Here is a 17,381-nt window from a genome sequence, read left to right as displayed (position 1 = left end):
AATTCCTCCTAAAAATGTAATTTAATACTATCTAATATCTACTTAATTAGATTGTAAAACTATGGTGATTAATGTTCTTCTGAAACCGCCATCCCTAAGTAGGATGTTACTAAAATAGTAAATACAAAGGCTTGAATAACACCAACAAAAAGACTAAATACAATCCAGATAATCGGTGTTAAATATGGTGCCAATCCATTTAACAATTCCAACACAATTTCACCGGCTACAATGTTGCCAAAAAGACGGAAACTAAGCGTAATCGGTTTAGAAATCTCTTCCATAAGATGGAAAATTACGAAAACGGCAAACGGTTGAAAAAAGTGCTTGAAGTAAGCAGGCCCTTTGATACGTGCCCCAATAACCCAAATACTAAATGAACTAGCTAGTGCCAGTCCTAACGTCGTATTCAAATCATTAGTAGGCGATACCAAGATATGTGGGCTTGGTATTAATCCCAATTCATTACTTACTAAGATAAAGAAAAAGAACGTAAATAGTAGCGAACTTACCTTATTAAAGTGCTTACCTAAAGGTCCCTTCAACTGGTTGCCAATAGCTTCTAATATAAATTCCACAACATTCTGAACTCCTGTGGGAACCATGTTAACTTGTCGTGTAGCAAAAAAGGCAATGACAATAAGAATACCAAATACAAGCCATGTCATATATAGGGTATCCATATTAAATGCCATTCCCCACATGTGAACAACGGTATGGTTACCGGTATGTAACTCCATAAGGTTCACCTCCTTTCACGAATTTTAGCTACTATTTATCTAAATTTACGAATATGCACTAAATTAAACTATTCCAGCCATTCTGCATGTTATACCGAATTCGTTCTATGATAGATAAGGGGCGCCACGCCAACAGACCTAACATATATGCAACGAACGGAAAATTATCAAACAGAAAAGCTGCCAATATGGTTCCAAAGGCAACTAAGGTAAGCCGCACTGCAGATCCCGCCTTGGTTGCTTTTTCTATAACGCGAATATCCTTATGACGAACTCGATAAATCCACAGCCCTAAAACAAGCAAGTATAAAAAATTAATGCCACATCCCCAAAGCCAACCTAGGATGTACTGTTCATAATCCAAAACTTCTAGCAATAACATAATGCTAATTGTTGTGAAAAATAAATAGGCTGTCATACGCTTTAAAAATTCCACAAAATCCGCCATGCTCTATCCCCTTTCAGGAAACAACTCTCAAGTAAAGAGAGTATAAGCCTCCTAAGCCTCCTATAATGCCTCCTATCAGAGTCCCCCACGGCGATACATCAAATAGATAATCTATGCCGCGTCCTATTGCTATACATCCTAAAATAGATACTAGCAAAGAAAAACCTGCTGATAGCGCTACATTTAAAGCTTTTAAAGTAGTGGAATCTAGTCGCTTCATAGCATCACCTACACTTTGTTAACTAATATGATAACCTCCCCACTATACTGTATGGTTCAAGTATAAAATAAGGAAATTTAACAGTCACTAAATTATAACATTTTGTCATTACTTTAGCCAATGCACCTATAGCAACTATAATTTATAGCTTTTTCACTTCACAAAATATTTAAATATATACGATACGCAAATAACGATTTTTCTCTATATATAACAAACGCTTTATTTTATAATATCGAATCGCCTATTTAATTTATATCTTCGTCTCAATTCATCAAATAATATAATCACTGTGATATATTTTTATGATTACTAACTCGAATTTCATTCATGCTTGACAAGAATAATGAAGGCTATTTTTAGGCCTTTTTGTATAAATTAATATAGCTAATCAAATAAAATTTTTAAGTTCCAGCTATACATCAGCCCTCAATTATTAGTGTATCCACTAATTAATTACTATATGCTGATTAACTTTAATAGCTAAATTCATTAACTTCAATAAGCCATCTGGTTAACTACAATAACGCAAATGACCTATTATGATTAATAACCAAAACGACTTGGCTTCTTGCCACTCTGCAAAAATTCATATCGCAAAGCTTCAATAATGCGTTGTGACGCAATACCATCCCCATAAGGATTTACTGAGTTTGCCATCACATCATAGGCCTCTTTATCAGCTAATAAACGATGGGCTGTATCATAAACAGTATTTTCATCAGTCCCTACTAAACGTACTGTACCTGCTGTAACAGCTTCTGGACGCTCCGTTGTATTACGAAGCACAAGCACAGGTTTCCCCAAAGCAGGTGCTTCTTCTTGAATGCCACCAGAGTCTGTCATCAATAGATAAGAGCGAGCCATTAAATTAGCAAATGGTTCATAATCTAAAGGATCAATTAAATGGACATGATCTACACTCCCTAATTCTTCGTTAACAATGCTTCGTACTTTTGGATTTTTATGAACAGGGAATACTACTTCAATATCCTCAAAGGCATCAACTAAGCGACGAATTGCTTTATATACATGACGCATTGGTTCACCAAGATTTTCACGGCGATGAGTGGTAACTAATACAATCCGACGCCCCTTATAATCCAATGTATTCAATAAATCTTCTTCAAACTGATAATTCTCTTTTACCGTCGTTTGAAGAGCATCAATAACAGTATTACCAGTCACATATAAATGTGCCGAACTTACATTTTCTTTCATTAAGTTCTTTTCTGCACTCGAAGTAGGTGCAAAATGATAAGTGGCTAAAGAGCCTGTCAATTTACGATTCATTTCTTCTGGGAATGGGGAATAAATATTGCCCGTACGCAAGCCAGCTTCCACATGACCTACAGGAATTTCTTGATAAAAAGAGGCCAAAGCGCCAGCAAAGGTAGTTGTCGTATCACCATGAACTAATACTACATCAGGTTTAGCTTCCATCAGCACATCTTTAAGTCCTTCTAAGGCACGTGTAGTTACATCATACAAAGTTTGCCCCTGACTCATAATATTTAAATCGTAGTCTGGTGTAATAGCAAATAAATCTAACACTTGATCTAGCATCTCGCGATGTTGCGCAGTAACCGTTACAATTGCTTCCATATCTGGCGCTGCTTGTAACGCTTTCACTACAGGTGCCATTTTAATTGCTTCTGGTCGTGTACCAAAGACTGTCATTACTTTTAACATAATTACCTCCCATAAATCGCTAGCCACAAGATAAATCCCTGTATGCTATGAAGGCGCCTGTACAATCCGTACAAGCGCTCGCAGATTACCGTCTATTTGTAACTGTTTCTTCTTTTGCTACTACTTCATCTTTAGCAATCATACCAAGCTTAGTAGCAATAAACACACAAACACACAAAATAGCTAGCACAATAGCAATGCCAACTAAAATATTTACTTTTGCTAACAAAATAGCTATATAACCTAATAAAGCAGTTACGGCATACATGAGTAACACCGCTTGTTTTTGAGATAAGCCCAACGCTAATAAACGGTGATGCATATGTCCTTTATCAGGCTTAAATACTGGACGTCCATTAATTTTACGACGAATAATAGCAAATGTCGTATCTAAAATAGGCAAACCTAATACAATAACAGGAACAACTAGAGAAATTGTCGCAGCGGTCTTAACAGCCCCCATAACGGAAATGGTAGCCATAGTATAGCCTAATAACATACTTCCTGTATCACCCATAAAGATTTTAGCAGGATTAAAGTTATACCGTAAAAAACCGCAAGCAGCACCAGCTAGAGCCAATGCAATACAAGCTAAATCAGTTTGTCCCATTTGCCAAAGTACCGTGAATATAGCAATGGAAGAAATCAACGAAATACCAGCTGCCAATCCATCCAAACCATCAATTAAATTCACGATATTAGTAAAACCTACAATCCAAAAGATAGTTAGAGGAATTGAAAAAATGCCCAAATAAAAGACATGCCCCCAAGGATTAGTAATAAATTCTACTTGATTACCAAAGGCCACGACTACTGCAGCCGCTAAAATTTGACCTGTTAATTTTGTTTTAGGACCAATTTGTTTCACATCATCCCAAATGCCAACAGCTACAAGCACCACTGAGCCAATTAATAAGCCCATTTCAGCACTTAAATCGTCTACTGAGTAGATAACGGAAATCATATAGCCAATAAAGATAGCTAAGCCACCTAAGCGGGGAATCGCCCCATGATGCACTTTACGCGCATCTGGTTTATCCATAGCCCCAATATTAATCGCCAACTTTTTAATTAGCGGTGTAATCGCAAACGTAATGACTAAAGCAATTATGAATGCCCACACGTACACCGTCATTACTGCACCTCCTCGTGCTTATCCTTAGTTTGTAAGACTACGAATAGGTGCTGGAATTCGTCCACCTCGTTGAATGAACTCTTCTGCCCCAAACGGACTTACTTCAATAATTGGGCAATATCCCAATAAACCGCCAAATTCAACCATTTCTCCCACTGTTTTACCAGGTACAGGAATAAGTCGAACAGCAGTTGTTTTATTATTAATCATACCAATAGCAGCTTCATCAGCAATAATAGCCGAAATAGTGGCTGCCGATGTATCGCCCGGCACCGCAATCATATCTAGACCTACGGAACATACGCAAGTCATAGCTTCTAATTTGTCCAAACTTAAACTACCTACTGATACAGCATCGATCATACCTTTATCCTCACTAACAGGAATAAAGGCACCACTCAAACCACCTACATGAGAAGATGCCATGAGGCCACCTTTTTTCACGGCATCATTAAGCAAGGCTAATGCTGCTGTAGTACCATGAGCCCCACAGGAGGTAATACCCATTTCTTCTAATACATGCGCTACGGAGTCGCCCACAGCAGGCGTAGGAGCTAAGGATAAATCAATTATCCCAAACTGCTTACCTAATCGCCGTGAAGCTTCCTGAGCCACTAATTGGCCAACGCGTGTAATTTTGAAGGCTGTGCGTTTAATCGTTTCGGCCACCTCATCAAAAGGTCGTCCACGCACAGCTTCCAATGCATGTTTAACAACCCCTGGTCCACTGACACCAACGCTAATCGTAGTATTACCTTCTGTGACACCATGAAATGCTCCTGCCATAAATGGATTATCTTCGACAGGATTACAAAAAATGACAAGCTTAGCACACCCAAATGCATCACGGTCTGCAGTAAGCTCTGCCGTCTGTTTTACAATTTGTCCCATTTCAGCAACAGCATCCATATTGATACCTGCCTTAGTGGAACCAATACCAACAGAACTACATACCAAATCTGTAGTCGCTAGTGCTTCTGGAATCGATGCAATTAAACGACGATCCCCTTCTGTATACCCTTTACTTACTAAAGCAGAAAACCCGCCAATAAAATTAACGCCCACTGCTTTAGCTGCCTTATCAAGGGCTTCCGCTACTGGTACATAGCTTTTTAAATCACTACCTGCCGCAACTAAGGAAATAGGTGTAACCGATACTCGTTTATTGATAATTGGCACCCCATATTCTTGCGCAATCGCTTCGCCAGTAGCTACTAAATTTTCAGCTTCCTTAGTTATATGGTCATAAATGCGCGTACAAAGCGTCTTACCATCAGACGCAGTACAACCTAATAAACTAATGCCCATAGTAATCGTACGAACATCTAATTTATTATCACGAATCATCTGGTTAGTTTCAATAATATTCTCGATGCTTAACATAGTGTCACCTACCCTACGCGATGCATGCTAAGGAATATATCCGCATGTTGCGCCATAATTTGAACACCTAACTGTTCCCCCTCAACAGTTAATGCTTCTTGCACCTTTTGAAGCGCTGTCGGATCTGCGGCTTCACACATCATAATCATGTTAAACATCCCATCTAAAATCGTCTGGTTGATGGATACAATATTTACATTATTTTCTGCCAATACGGTAGCAACGCGGGCAATGATTCCCACTCGGTCTACCCCTACTACAGTTACAACTACTTTCATGTGATTCACCTTTTCCTTAATACCTAATTCAACGTTTCTCTCTGTATTTCAATAATGTTATATTATATCACAATTTATTTTACAATTCTACCGTGCAGTAACCTCGTTTACAAGGTCTTGACCTGCTTTTAACAAAGAATTTAAGGCGTCTTCGCCATTGAAACTTTCTGCATATACTTTGTATAAATCTTCCGTTCCAGAAGGACGTGCTACTAAAAAACTTTTTTCTGTCGTAATACGTAAACCGCCAAGTCCGTATTCACCATATAACGAAGTAGTACGAATTGACTCAATCGGCTCACCTGCTAATTCTGTAGCCTGCACATCACTAGCTTGAAGTTGGCTCAAAGCCTCTTTAGTCACTTTGCTACATGGAGTATCAATACGTGTAAAAATAGGACTACCATAACGCTGCGTCAAAGCTTCATATAATTGATCCGGAGTTCGTCCTGTAACAGACCACATTTCCATAGCAAGTAAAGCCATAATTATGCCATCTTTGTCAGTAGTCCAAACAGTGCCATCCTTTTTAAGGAAAGAGGCTCCTGCACTTTCTTCGCCACCAATGCCAATAGTGCCATCGAATAGAAGGGCGGCAAAATATTTAAACCCTACAGGCACTTCATATACAGTAATGTCATTATCAGCACAGAATTTATCCACCATACCAGTGACAACGGCGGTTTTCCCAAATCCTTTGCCCGCCCACTTACGATTATAAAATAAATACGCTCCTGCAGTTATCAAAAAGTGATTAGGCGCCATTAGCCCAGCTTTAGTCACTATGCCATAACGATCATAATCAGGATCATTCCCCACAGCTAAATCAAATTGCCCAATCTGTTTTACCACATCAGCCATAGCATAGGTGGAAGAACAATCCATGCGAACTACCCCATCATGGTCATAAGGCATGAAACTAAAAGTTGGATCGTATTCATTATTAATAATTGTCAAATCAAGGTCATATGTATCACTGATAGCTTCCCAGTATTCCATACCACTGCCACCAAGTGCATTCACCAATACCTTAGGCTTAGCTTTACGAATTGCTTCAAAATTAATAACTTCTGCTAATTCCTTCACATATAAGCCTTTATAGTCATATTCCCATTGAAGACCTGAATCAATCTCATCAATAGCCACACGGCGAATCCCTTCACCGCCAGCTTTAATATACTCATTAGCTTTTGTTTCAATCCATTTCGTAATGGTAGTATCTGCCGGCCCACCATTAATCGGATTATATTTAATGCCCCCTTGATCCGGAGGATTGTGAGAAGGGGTAATAATAATGCCATCGGCTTTACCTTGACCAACTTTGTCTTTTAAAAAATCAGGCACAAAAGCTACAGTCGATTGCGTATCTATAATTTCATTGTAACGAATAATCGCACGTGAAACGCTAGGCGTTGGTACAAACCCATTTTCCCCATCTACCGCTGCCACCACACCATTAGCAGCCAATACTTCTAACACCGTTTCAATCGCAGGTTCTGACAAAGCATGTGTATCGTGACCTACAAAACAAACACCGGTAGCCCCAAATTCTTTACGACCATCACAAATCGCTTGTGTAATAGCTGCCACATGCAATTCATTAAAACTACCTGTCAAAGACTTACCTCGATGCCCTGATGTACCAAAAGAAATTCGTTGCTCTTTATTCTCATACTGCGGCGCTATTTCATAATACGCTTCAATAATAGACTCTAAATCAATCAAATCTTCTGAACGCACCAAAGTGCCTGCTAATGCATGTGCCATAAAATCCTCCATTACACATCACCACACTATTAACCGATAGGTTAACTATTATGTGATTTCAAAACAATGATTAAACTATGTCAAACTATATCAAGACTATATATATATCAAATAATACTCAAAAATGAGTAACTACTCATTTACTTCAACACGAGCTCGAATACGCTCAATTGCTTGCTGGGTTTCCGCTTTTGACGGTAACGTAAAACCACCACCAATAACTTCCGCCACATCAGTTACCATTAAAAAGGCTGTTGGATCTTCTTCCTCTACTGCCTTTTTAAGTTTAGCAACCTGCATTAAGCTAACCACTACTAAAATTACCTGCTTATGCTGATGAGTATAAGCACCTTCCCCATTTAAAATGGTGGCACCACGACCAATCTGATTAATAATCAAATCACAAATTTTATAAGGCTTATAGGATATGATAAAAACAGCTTTACGCTGGTCAAAACCAACAATAACACGGTTTGTTAGCATAGCCGAAATATACAAACTCACCAAAGTAACAGCGGCCGCTTCAATATTAACCACAAATGCCGCAATGGTTAAGATTACCATGTTAATGCCTAACACAATACTACCAATTTGCAAACCATAATACTTTCGAATAATCAAGGCAATAGGATCAAGCCCCCCTGCATTACCGCCCGAGCGATATACAGTACCTACGCCAATACCGCAGAATAAGCCCCCCAAGATAGCGCCCACTAATGGGTCAGACGTTAAATTATAGTCCGCCAAAAATCGCAACATATTAATGAATACGGAGGATACTACAGTACCAAAAATCGTTATCATTACATGCCAACGACCTAACCAGCGATAAGCTGCATACAAAACGGGAATGTTTAAAAGTAAATTCAATGTACCGACTTGAATGCCCGTTAAATAATACAGCATCAACGCAACCCCACTAATACCACCACTAACTAACTTATGTGGTACTACAAAGGCGTTAATCCCTATAGCAAATAAGAATGTACCCAACGTGACCATAGCCATTACATATAAAGTTGAACTCCACTTTTTAAACATGTCGCCTCCTAATTCTCAAATCCATTAACTTTTAGGGGTTTCTGCAATCGTCCCTTCTGGCGCCTCTGGCAACGCATCACTCATAGCCCCTGTCTGTACAGACCGCTCAATAGCTGCATTTACAGACTCCGGTGTAGCTATAGGAACTGTAAACCCTTGTCCAATAACCTCTGCTGCATCTGAAATAATCATAAATGCTGCTGGGTCTTCTTTTTGAACAGCTTCCTTTAATTTAGCTACTTGCATCAACCCTACTACTACTAAAATTACTTGTTTATGCTGGTGTGTATAAGCGCCTTCCCCATTTAAAATCGTAGCGCCACGCCCCAACTGATGAATAATAACATCACAAATTTTATATGGTTTATAGGAAATAATATAAATAGCTTTACGCTGATTAAAACCTACTACCACTTTATTCGCAATCATAGCCTGTACATAAATACTAATTAATGTAATCGCGGCCGCTTCCACACTAATTACTAACGCCGCGGCAAATAATACAAGCACATTAATTCCAAAAATAATACTCCCTATTTGCAAACCATAATGTTTACGAATAATCATAGCAATGGGATCTAATCCCCCAGTATTACCACCAGCTCGATATACAATACCAAGTCCAAGACCACACAAAATACCACCTAACAAAGAGCCTACTAGAGGATCCGATGTTAATTGGTACTGCTCCATAAATTCCACAGCATTAATTAAAAATGAAATAACTGCAGTCCCAAATATAGTAATCATCAAATGCCAACGCCCGAGCCAACGATAGGCTGCATATAAAATAGGCACATTTAATAGCAAGTTTAAGGTACCTACTTGAATACCTGTTAGATAATACAACATTAACGCAATACCGCTCAAACTACCACTTACTAATTTATGCGGCAAAATAAAAGCATCAATACCAATAGCAAATAATAAAGAACCTAATGTGGTCATAACTAAAGCATTCGTCGTGCGGCCCCACTTAAACTGCATAGCTCCTCCTGGAAATTGAAATTTCTCACTTAATAGCGTATAATAAATTGATTAAATATAAAAAATTCCTTAGGTTAATATGCCTATGTCCATCTTAACCTAACCACCTTATAATTTCAACTACTAAAGCAGTTTCGTCTGTAAGTTCACCCATGCAAAGGAGGCTCCCTATGGAGCAATTAAGCTTCAGTAAAATTAACATTGGTTTAGCTATTCTCAATAAGCGCGAAGACGGCTATCATAATATTGACACAATTTTCCAATCTATTTATTTAGGCGATTCTATTTATTTTGCCAAACACCATTCCGTTGTATTCTCTGGCATGGCACCAGAATTACCAACATACATGAACGATATGATTCCTTACGACGAATCAAATCTAGCCATGAAAGCACTCCGTGCTATTCAAGCCTATACAGGTTGTACAACCGGCGGCGCCATCCATTTACTAAAACGTGTTCCACCAGCGGCTGGACTTGGTGGTGGTAGTTCCGATGCCGCAGCCATGCTACTAGGCTTAAATAAATTCTGGGACTTACGTCTTACTGATGACGAACTTATGAAATTGGCTCAGGACTTAGGTTCAGATGTGCCGTTCCTCATGAAAGGTGGTACCGCTCGTGGCACTGGGCGAGGCGAAATTCTTCAGTATTTGCCTACAGATAAACCTCATTGGCTCTTAGTAGTAAAACCTGAATTATCCGTTTCTACAGCTGCCGCTTATCATCGTTTTGACAACCAATCCAAAGTAACCAGTGAAACGATTGATGAAGTGGAAAAAGCTATGCGTATTGGCGACGTCAAAAAAGCCATGCAAGTCAGCGGCAACACCTTTGAAGAATTACTATTCCCACTCCATCCAGAGCTTATCACTTGTAAAGACTTTTTCACCAGTCGTGGCTATACAACCATCATGACAGGAAGTGGCCCAACTATGGTGGTCTATCTTGATACAGCCCTTGAAGCCTTAACATTACAAGAAGAAATCAAAAAGGCTGGACATACTTGGTTATCCTTAATTACTAAAACCCACGGTAAGGAGGCATTATCCTAATGAATAAAGATTTAGGGCGCTTACAGCCTATCGTATTAACATCCTACAAACCATTACGTGAAGTCGTATGTGAAACTTTGCGCCAAGCAATTCGCGATGGGGTCTTCAAACCAGGCGAGCGTCTCATGGAGGTGCCATTAGCTGAAGAACTCGGTGTTAGTCGTACACCGGTACGCGAAGCGATTCGCAAACTCGAGCTAGAAGGCTTTGTGGTAATGATCCCTCATCGTGGTACTTATGTAGCAGATATTTCCTTAAAAGATGTTACACAAGTTTTTGAAATTCGTTCTGCCTTAGAGGAATTAGCAGCTCAATTAGCAGCCGAACGAATTACGCCTGACGAAATTGAATTCTTAGAGCGTATGCTAGTAGAAATTGGCACCTTTATGGAACAAAAAAATATGGATAAAGTGGTAGAAGCTGATATTAACTTCCATGAAGTGTTATACAAAGCCTCACGTAATGAGCGCTTAGTAGAAATTATTCATAATTTACGGGAACAAACTTTGCGTTTCCGTACTATGTCTATGAACCAACCAGGCCGTTTAGTAAAAACCTGGGAAGAGCACCGCATGTTAGTAGAAGCTATTGCTGAACGTAATCCTGCGCAGGCTCGTGAAATTGCACGCCTTCATATGGAACACTCCGAACAAGCCCTACTAAAAGGCATGAATATCGATAAACAATAATCAACTATAAAGCTTTCACAAAAAGGTCTGTAACTTACATGACGAATAATTCTGTATTCGAACAGTAAGCTACAGACCTTTTTATATTCAAATACCGATACATTTAAAATTCTAAATTTACTCATTACATCATCTCTCACATATTTATATCGAATTTTACCACTTTATTAACTACATATTTACTATAAAATACCTATTGGCATAGGATTTTTCATTTCGTGGATTTTAGCTTATTTTTTAACACTTTCTTGCAGGTAATATAATTTCTTTGTCGAAATCTTACACTATAACACTTTGATATAATTCGATATACTTATTAGCATATCGCTTAAAATCAATTTTTATTATGTATTTAGTATAATCACAAGAAAGTGAGATGATTACAAATGACACAACCAGCTTCACCCGCTCCGGCACCTGCTAAGGCTCGTTCCAATAGTCAAAACATTGGCTTGATTCTTAGCTTCTTGGTTCTACTCGGCATTCTATGTATTCCTACACCGAGCGACTTATCTACAGCAGGGCATCGCATGATTGGCCTTCTTTTCTTTGCCATCGTGCTGTGGATAACAAGCGCTGTTTCCTACCCTGTTAGTGCTACTATGTTAACAGCCCTAACAGCCTTATTATTAGGTACTGCACCTAATATGGATGATCCAGCCAAAATACTCGGCACCAGTAATGCCTTAAAAATAGCTATCTCTGGTTATTCCACACCAGCTTGGGCGTTAGTTGCCGCAGCTATGTTTATTTCTGTAGCAATGACTAAAACAGGTCTTGATCGCCGAATTGCATTAAATGTACTTTCACGAATCGGAACCAAAACAAGTCATATCTATATTGGTGTAATTTTCACAGGCTTCATTCTTTCCTTCTTCGTGCCAAGTGCTACTGCGCGCCTAGCTTGCTTAGTCCCTATCATCATTGGTATCTTAGATAGTCTTGGAATTAATCGTCAAAGTAAATTAGCCGCTTTACTCGTAGTTGGTGCTACCCAAGCTGATACCGTTTGGAACATCATGGTCCAAACTGCGGCGGCCCAAAATTTAGTAGCTGTCGGCTTTATTTCTTCACAGCTTAATACATCTGTTTCTTGGCTAGATTGGTTACTAGCTGCCGCACCATATTCATTAGTAATGATCGTCATCTACTACTTCTTATCCATGTGGCTTTTAAAACCAGATGAACATGACCTAGAAGGTTCACAACAAGAACTACAACGACATCTAAAAGAACTAGGTCCTATGACCTTTAACGAAAAGAAACTATTAACTTTATCTCTTATTTTACTTGGTTTCTGGGCTACTGGTGGTCACTTACATAAATACGATACATCTACTACCACAATTGTAGCTATTGCCTTATTCTTAATGCCGGGCATAGGTATCATTGACTGGAAATATGCCCAAGGACGTATCGATTGGGGCTCTATTGTTATGTTCGGTGCTGGTATTAGCTTAGGGACAGCCCTTTTAAAAACTAAAGCGGCTACATGGCTGGCAAATGCATTTGTTCACATGTTTACCCTTGAAACTTTATCAGTATTCATGTTAATTGGTACAATTACCTTCTTCCTCATCGCCATCCATTTAGGATTCGCTTCAGCAACGGCCTTAGCCTCTGCCATGATTCCTATTGTTATTTCTATTGTGCAAGCAGTTCATATTCCTGGTATCAATCCAGTAGGCCTCACTATGATTGCACAATTCTCCATTTGTTTCGGTTTTATTCTACCCGTTAACTCACCACAAGGTATGGTTGCTTACAGTACAGGTACCTTTGATGTAAAAACTTTCATGAAAACCGGGATTCCTATTACCATCATCGGATATGCTTTACTTGTAGTATATGCCGCTACTTACTGGCATTGGATTGGTTTAGTATAAGAACCTAATATAAATTTTCAAAATATATACTATTATATACAAATATATACAAACCACCTCTCTTATATGTATATGTAAAAACCCCTCTCTCAAATTCGAGAGAGGGGTTTTGTATTGCCGAGATTAATAAATTGTCAAAACTACCAACTATTTCTGAAGAACCGCTTGCATAGCTGCTTTTAACTCATTAATTTCAGCTTGTTGTGCTTGTAAACGAGCTTCTTGATCAAAATTTATACTTATTTTTGAACCAATTGCTGTACTAATGCTTCTAATTTAGCAATACGTTCATTTTGAGCACTTAATTCAGCCTGCTGTTCTTGAATTTGAGTTGCTTGTGCTGCATTAGCCGCACTTAATTGGCTAATACGCTGTTGTGCTTCTTTACCTGCTAATTGTTGTACTTCTGCTTTTTCACGTTGTGCTGATGTACCAAATTTCCAAGTTACGCCAGCATTAGCCATTACTTTAGCATCATGATCACCATAAGCAACCCCAATATTGAACATTGTAGAATCGTTTACATAATGAGCTACACCAAGTGCCATAGAGTTATGACCTCGGTAAGTACCTACAGCAGCCATAATTTGAGTTCGCTCAGCAGCATCATATTGAATTGGTTTTAAGCCACTCAATGCAGCACTTAAAGAGCCCACATTTCTAATTTCTTTTGTAAGAGAACTATTCATAGAATTCAATTGGCGCACATTGACAGCATCAGTATCATTAACACCATCAGCGACATTAGTAATGCGGCGTTCATTACCTGCAGATCCAACAGATACTGTATTTTCTTCATTAGCTATAGAGTTTGCACCTAATGCTACAGAATTAGAAGCCGTTGCAGACGCGCCGTTACCAAGTGCTGTAGCATTGTCGGCTGTAGCAGATGCATTAGCTCCTACGGAAGTAGCACCACTACCAATAGCTACAGAATTAGCACCTAAAGCAGATGTATTGTCACCAGTTGCATTAGCATTAGCACCTAGTGAAGAAGCATTGTCACCATCAGCAGTAGCACCCGCACCTATAGCAGAGGCACCTGTACCAGTAGCTGTAGCACTATCGCCCATAGCAGTGGCATTATCACCAGCTGCTTCGGAATCACTACCTACAGTAGTTGCACCCTCACCTGTAGCTGTGCCACCTGTAATACCACTATCCACTAAATTTTGCACAGCTGTAGATACGGCTGTAGAAACTGAGCTTGCTGCCTCAGATGCACTAGACGCTGCTTCGGTTGCTGTAGAGGCTGCTTCAGCCGCAGAAGTAGCTGCTTCAGTAGCTTCAGTCGCAGAAGAACTAGCAGCCTCAGCACTTTCAGAAGCACTACTTGCACTGCTGTCAGCTGCTGCAGCACTCGCTTCTGCACTGGACGCACTATCAGAGGCCTCTGTCGCACTTGTAGATGCTACACTTGCACTTGTAGCTGCACTAGATGCACTACCAGATGCTTCTGTTGCACTTGTGGATGCACTAGATGCACTATCGGACGCCGCGCTTGCACTTGTAGCTGCATTACTTGCGCTCGCAGAAGCATTCGTTGCACTATCAGATGCTGCTGTTGCACTAGAGTTGGCAGAACTTGCACTTGTAGATGCTGCACTAGCGCTTTCAGATGCACTAGATGCACTACCAGATGCTTCTGTTGCACTTATAGCAGCATTGCTTGCGCTAGTAGCCGCATTCGTTGCACTGTCAGATGCTGCTGTTGCACTAGAGTTGGCAGAACTTGCACTTGTGGATGCTGCACTTGCACTTTCAGATGCGCTAGATGCGCTATTAGATGCTGAACTTGCACTTGTAGAAGCACTAGACGCACTATCGGATGCAGTACTTGCACTTGTAGCTGCACTACTTGCGCTCGTAGAAGCATTCGTTGCACTGTCAGATGCTGCTGTTGCACTAGAGTTAGCAGAACTTGCACTTGTAGATGCTACACTAGCGCTTTCAGATGCACTAGATGCACTATCAGATGCTGAGCTTGCACTTACAGAAGCGCTAGACGCACTATCGGAAGCAGTTATTGCACTTGATTCTGCATTAGATTCACTTGTACTTGCTGCTGTTGCACTGGATGCTGCATTGCTTTCACTTACTGCTGCACTAGAGGCGCTTGTACTTGCTGCCGTTGCACTAGACGCTGCATTAGTTTCACTTACTGCTGCATTAGCTTCACTCGTACTTGCTGCTGTCGCACTAGATGTTGCATTACTTTCACTTACGGCTGCGTTGGATTCGCTTGTACGTGCTGCTGTCGCACTAGACGCTGCATCAACAGCACTAGATGTCGCCGTACTAGCACTTGACTCTGCATTTGATGCACTAGTGCTTGCTGCATCAGCACTAGTTGATGCATTGTTTTCGCTTACTGCCGCATTAGAGGCACTTGTACTTGCTGCTATTGCACTAGAATCAGCAGATGATGCACTCGTGCTTGCTTGATTTGCCCAAGATTCAGATACTTCCGCACTAGATAAAGACGAAGATGCACTGCTGCTAGCTACCGTAGCACTAGATTCAGCACTAGAAGCGCTACTGCTTGCTGCAGTCGCACTAGATTTAGCATTATTTTCACTTACTGCTGCATTAGACGCGCTTGTACTTGCTGCCTCAGCACTAGAAGATGCATTACTTTCACTTACGGCAGCATTTGATGCACTTGTACTTGCTGCATCAGCACTAGAAGATGCATTACTTTCACTTACGGCTGCATTTGACGCACTTGTACTTGCTGCATCAGCACTAGTTGATGCATTGCTTTCACTTACGGCCGCATTTGACGCACTTGTATTTGCTGCTGTAGCACTAGAATCAGCAGATGATGCACTCGTGCTTGCTTGATTTGCCCAAGATTCAGATACTTCCGCACTAGATAAAGACGAAGATGCACTGCTATTGGCTGCTGTAGCACTCGATGCCGATGCAGTTGCACTAGATTCTGCATGGGATGCGCTAGTGCTGGCTGCTATCGCACTAGATGTTGCATTACTTTCACTTACGGCTGCGTTGGATTCGCTTGCACTTGCTGCGGTCGCACTAGACGCTGCCTCAACAGCACTAGATGTCGCTGTACTAGCACTTGACTCTGCATTTGATGCACTAGTACTTGCTGCATCAGCACTAGTTGATGCATTGCTTTCACTTACCGCTGCACTTGAAGCACTTGTACTTGCTTCCTCAGCACTCGAAGATGCATTACTTTCACTTACGGCTGCATTTGACGCGCTTGTACTTGCTGCCTCAGCACTAGAGGATGCATTACTTTCACTTACCGCCGCATTAGATGCACTCGTACTTGCTACTGTAGCACTAGAGTCAGCAGAAGATGCGCTAGTACTTGCTACAACGGCACTAGAAATAGCAGTTGATGCACTACTACTTGCTTCGGTAGCACTAGAAACGGCGTTGCTTTCACTTACCGCCGCATTAGATGCGCTGGTACTTGCTTCAGCTGCACTAGACACAGCATTACTTTCACTAACACTTGCTGCCGTAGCACTGGATGTTGCACTAGAGGCACTAGTACTTGCTTGCTTTGCCCAAGATTCAGATACTTCCGCACTGGATTGAGAAGATGAAGCACTTGTACTCGCATCTATAGCACTTGACGCTGCACTAGATGCACTAGTAGATGCTAAAGTTACACTAGAAGCAGCTGTGCTAATAGCAGTTGTTGTTTCATCATCTAAACCAATGGTTAAAGTCATACTTTTTGAAGTGCCTGTACCCGTTGCATCACTAGTAGTAACCGTGACACCATCGCTTCCAACCACAGTAAGAACACCAGTTCCAGCAGAACCAGCTGACCAATCTTCACCACCAACTGTAATTGTCGTGGCAAATGTAGTTACTTGTGGTGCTAAGATTAAAGCAGCCATAACGGCAGCTGTTAAACGTCTTGTGCGTTTAGCCCCACCGGTTTGATAACTTTTAGCAAATTCAGAGGCTACAACATAACACCCTTTTGTTTTACTCCATATAACTTTAAAAATTCTATTCATTAATTGTGTCGCTTCCTCTCTTTAGATCAAACACAGAAAAAAGAAAAAACTAACAC

General features: G+C 40.4%; 14 protein-coding genes. 3 read left to right on the top strand and 11 right to left on the bottom strand.

Annotated features, from left to right (window positions below):
* Positions 1-68: 68 nt before the first annotated feature.
* The 10 genes from atpB to NFR44_RS04795 form a co-directional block, all read right to left on the bottom strand.
* Positions 69-740 carry a F0F1 ATP synthase subunit A gene (gene atpB / locus NFR44_RS04835; protein ID WP_251441555.1) on the bottom strand — a complete coding sequence of 224 codons (672 nt, stop codon included), beginning with the start codon at positions 738-740 and terminating at the stop codon, positions 69-71.
* A 58-nt stretch (positions 741-798) separates the two neighbouring features.
* The gene (locus tag NFR44_RS04830) at positions 799-1,188 is read right to left on the bottom strand and encodes a hypothetical protein (protein ID WP_251441554.1); all 390 of its coding nucleotides are present in this window, start codon (positions 1,186-1,188) and stop codon (positions 799-801) included.
* 13 nt (positions 1,189-1,201) lie between these two features.
* Entirely contained in the window at positions 1,202-1,408 is a 207-nt protein-coding gene (locus tag NFR44_RS09490) for an AtpZ/AtpI family protein (protein ID WP_371875183.1), read from the bottom strand.
* A 546-nt stretch (positions 1,409-1,954) separates the two neighbouring features.
* Positions 1,955-3,100 carry a non-hydrolyzing UDP-N-acetylglucosamine 2-epimerase gene (wecB, locus tag NFR44_RS04825; protein ID WP_251441553.1) on the bottom strand — a complete coding sequence of 382 codons (1,146 nt, stop codon included), beginning with the start codon at positions 3,098-3,100 and terminating at the stop codon, positions 1,955-1,957.
* An 85-nt stretch (positions 3,101-3,185) separates the two neighbouring features.
* The gene (locus NFR44_RS04820; RefSeq protein WP_251441552.1) at positions 3,186-4,235 is read right to left on the bottom strand and encodes a glycosyltransferase family 4 protein; all 1,050 of its coding nucleotides are present in this window, start codon (positions 4,233-4,235) and stop codon (positions 3,186-3,188) included.
* A 24-nt stretch (positions 4,236-4,259) separates the two neighbouring features.
* Complete coding sequence (locus NFR44_RS04815; protein WP_251441551.1) at positions 4,260-5,618, bottom strand: PFL family protein; 1,359 nt, start codon at positions 5,616-5,618, stop codon at positions 4,260-4,262.
* 8 nt (positions 5,619-5,626) lie between these two features.
* Complete coding sequence (locus NFR44_RS04810) at positions 5,627-5,896, bottom strand: ACT domain-containing protein (protein ID WP_251441550.1); 270 nt, start codon at positions 5,894-5,896, stop codon at positions 5,627-5,629.
* Between the two features lie 87 nt (positions 5,897-5,983).
* Entirely contained in the window at positions 5,984-7,663 is a 1,680-nt protein-coding gene (locus NFR44_RS04805) for a phosphoglucomutase (RefSeq protein ID WP_251441549.1), read from the bottom strand.
* 132 nt (positions 7,664-7,795) lie between these two features.
* Positions 7,796-8,704 (bottom strand): YitT family protein, encoded by a 909-nt coding sequence (locus NFR44_RS04800; protein ID WP_251441548.1) that lies wholly within the window; start codon positions 8,702-8,704, stop codon positions 7,796-7,798.
* A gap of 24 nt (positions 8,705-8,728) precedes the next feature.
* On the bottom strand, positions 8,729-9,691 hold the full coding sequence (locus tag NFR44_RS04795; protein WP_251441546.1) for a YitT family protein: 963 nt from the start codon (positions 9,689-9,691) through the stop codon (positions 8,729-8,731).
* A 170-nt stretch (positions 9,692-9,861) separates the two neighbouring features.
* Here NFR44_RS04795 and ispE point away from each other — a divergent pair, with 170 nt between their 5' ends.
* The 3 genes from ispE (at position 9,862) to NFR44_RS04780 (ending at position 13,321) form a co-directional block, all read left to right on the top strand.
* A complete protein-coding gene (ispE, locus tag NFR44_RS04790) occupies positions 9,862-10,746 on the top strand; it encodes a 4-(cytidine 5'-diphospho)-2-C-methyl-D-erythritol kinase (protein ID WP_251441544.1) in 885 nt (294 codons plus the stop codon).
* On the top strand, positions 10,746-11,435 hold the full coding sequence (locus tag NFR44_RS04785) for a GntR family transcriptional regulator (protein WP_251441543.1): 690 nt from the start codon (positions 10,746-10,748) through the stop codon (positions 11,433-11,435). The genes ispE and NFR44_RS04785 overlap by 1 nt, the downstream gene beginning before the upstream one ends.
* Positions 11,436-11,821: 386 nt before the next feature.
* Positions 11,822-13,321: an SLC13 family permease gene (locus NFR44_RS04780; protein ID WP_251441542.1), complete on the top strand. Its 1,500-nt coding sequence runs from the start codon at positions 11,822-11,824 to the stop codon at positions 13,319-13,321.
* 239 nt (positions 13,322-13,560) lie between these two features.
* Here the strand turns inward: NFR44_RS04780 and NFR44_RS04775 are convergent, their stop codons facing one another.
* Positions 13,561-17,325 (bottom strand): ESPR-type extended signal peptide-containing protein, encoded by a 3,765-nt coding sequence (locus tag NFR44_RS04775; RefSeq protein ID WP_251441541.1) that lies wholly within the window; start codon positions 17,323-17,325, stop codon positions 13,561-13,563.
* Positions 17,326-17,381: the final 56 nt, after the last annotated feature.

This window comes from Veillonella intestinalis, assembly GCF_943193155.1.
In the GTDB taxonomy this organism is placed as follows: domain Bacteria; phylum Bacillota; class Negativicutes; order Veillonellales; family Veillonellaceae; genus Veillonella_A; species Veillonella_A intestinalis.
The sequence above is the reverse complement of the archived record's forward strand: the minus strand, read 5'-3'. Positions and strand labels throughout refer to the sequence as shown.

What these genes read in the sequence shown, in the direction of transcription:
- atpB (WP_251441555.1), bottom strand. Translation starts at nt 740, where the DNA reads ATGGAGTTACATACCGGTAACCATACCGTTGTTCACATGTGGGGAATG.
- NFR44_RS04830 (WP_251441554.1), bottom strand. Translation starts at nt 1,188, where the DNA reads ATGGCGGATTTTGTGGAATTTTTAAAGCGTATGACAGCCTATTTATTT.
- NFR44_RS09490 (WP_371875183.1), bottom strand. Translation starts at nt 1,408, where the DNA reads ATGAAGCGACTAGATTCCACTACTTTAAAAGCTTTAAATGTAGCGCTA.
- wecB (WP_251441553.1), bottom strand. Translation starts at nt 3,100, where the DNA reads ATGTTAAAAGTAATGACAGTCTTTGGTACACGACCAGAAGCAATTAAA.
- NFR44_RS04820 (WP_251441552.1), bottom strand. Translation starts at nt 4,235, where the DNA reads ATGACGGTGTACGTGTGGGCATTCATAATTGCTTTAGTCATTACGTTT.
- NFR44_RS04815 (WP_251441551.1), bottom strand. Translation starts at nt 5,618, where the DNA reads ATGTTAAGCATCGAGAATATTATTGAAACTAACCAGATGATTCGTGAT.
- NFR44_RS04810 (WP_251441550.1), bottom strand. Translation starts at nt 5,896, where the DNA reads ATGAAAGTAGTTGTAACTGTAGTAGGGGTAGACCGAGTGGGAATCATT.
- NFR44_RS04805 (WP_251441549.1), bottom strand. Translation starts at nt 7,663, where the DNA reads ATGGCACATGCATTAGCAGGCACTTTGGTGCGTTCAGAAGATTTGATT.
- NFR44_RS04800 (WP_251441548.1), bottom strand. Translation starts at nt 8,704, where the DNA reads ATGTTTAAAAAGTGGAGTTCAACTTTATATGTAATGGCTATGGTCACG.
- NFR44_RS04795 (WP_251441546.1), bottom strand. Translation starts at nt 9,691, where the DNA reads ATGCAGTTTAAGTGGGGCCGCACGACGAATGCTTTAGTTATGACCACA.
- ispE (WP_251441544.1), top strand. Translation starts at nt 9,862, where the DNA reads ATGGAGCAATTAAGCTTCAGTAAAATTAACATTGGTTTAGCTATTCTC.
- NFR44_RS04785 (WP_251441543.1), top strand. Translation starts at nt 10,746, where the DNA reads ATGAATAAAGATTTAGGGCGCTTACAGCCTATCGTATTAACATCCTAC.
- NFR44_RS04780 (WP_251441542.1), top strand. Translation starts at nt 11,822, where the DNA reads ATGACACAACCAGCTTCACCCGCTCCGGCACCTGCTAAGGCTCGTTCC.
- NFR44_RS04775 (WP_251441541.1), bottom strand. Translation starts at nt 17,325, where the DNA reads ATGAATAGAATTTTTAAAGTTATATGGAGTAAAACAAAAGGGTGTTAT.